The following is a 1,182-nucleotide window of genomic DNA, read 5'->3' on the forward strand; positions in this document are numbered from 1 at the left end:
ACGGACTTTTTAAGTCCCAAGCATTTCTCAGGTTTAGCTCGCCACCGGTCTGACCTGTTTCACATCACTTCACTCTTTGCCACCTGCTAGCCTTCCAAGGCTAAAACCATAGTCCTTTCATTTTTCTGTTGCTCGGTCCGTTGCTTTGTCTGGTCTGCGTTATTTCAGCATCACGCCGCTTGGGGCCTGGTGCTCTTGAAGCCTTTGTCGTAATCCTGTGCTTTGGCTGTGATGGCCCAGATCGTTCTTGCCATCTTGGCCGCCTGCGCTACAAAGACCACGTTGGAGGGACGCCGAGCCTTGATGCCCTGCAGCCACGGCGTCGGCTCTTTGGCGTGCGCTATCACACTTCGGGCACCACGGATCAGCAACGTCCTCAAATAGGTGTCGCCGCGCTTGGAGATTGCACCCAGTCGGACCTTGCCGCCCGTACCAGTTTGTTTGGGCACCAAGCCCAGCCAGGCGCAGAACTCGCGACCTGACTTCAATGCACTGGCCTCCCCCATGGTGGCAATGGCTGCGGTGGCCGTGAGGAGCCCCACACCAGGAATCTGGGCAATGCGTTGCATTTGGGGGTCTTGCTTGAGTTGAATTTGCAGGCGCGCCTCAATGGCATGCATATCCACCTCAGTGGCTTTGATGCGCGCCACCTGCTCGTGCAGGCTGTCACGCACCATCTGCGGCAATGTGTGCGCCAGCCCTTCAAGGGTCGCCTCAATTTCCTTGAACAAGGCTCTTATGCCATTGGCAAAGGTGGCCGCAGAAGTTCGACACCATTTTGCCGATTTTTTTGATTGTCTGCCAGGCAAGTCAATGATTTCAAGCACTTACGGCGTTTTCAAGGTTGAAAGTAAGAAGTGTTTGTAGTGGCGCGTTTTGCTTTTGCGGTAGTTTTCATGTTTTCCCATTTGAGCTACACATGGTTGCCATGTTCATCAAGGTCACCCAAACCGGTAATCGACGCTACGCCCAACTGGTGGAATCCTTTCGCAACGAGCAAGGCAAACCTCGTCAACGCACCGTCTGCACCCTGGGTCGCCTTGAAGCCGGCGGTGAAGTCGACACCCTGATTGCCTCTTTGCAAGGCGCCCGAGGGCTGGCACCTGCGGCCTCTGCTCTTGATGGACTTCGGTTTACCGACAGCCGCCATGCGGGCGATATCTGGGCTCTATCTGAACTCTG

General features: G+C 55.4%; 2 pseudogenes. One reads left to right on the forward strand and one right to left on the reverse strand.

Annotation, left to right across the window (positions count from 1 at the left end):
• Nucleotides 1-170 precede the first annotated feature (170 nt).
• Nucleotides 171-758, reverse strand: a pseudogene (locus AC097P_RS24370) (IS110 family RNA-guided transposase); the annotation flags it as partial.
• Between the two features lie 170 nt (nucleotides 759-928).
• Between AC097P_RS24370 and AC097P_RS24375 the strand changes: the two are divergent.
• Nucleotides 929-1,182: pseudogene (locus AC097P_RS24375) on the forward strand (IS1634 family transposase); the annotation flags it as partial.

Source organism: Rhodoferax sp. ZS1R8 (assembly GCF_056521325.1).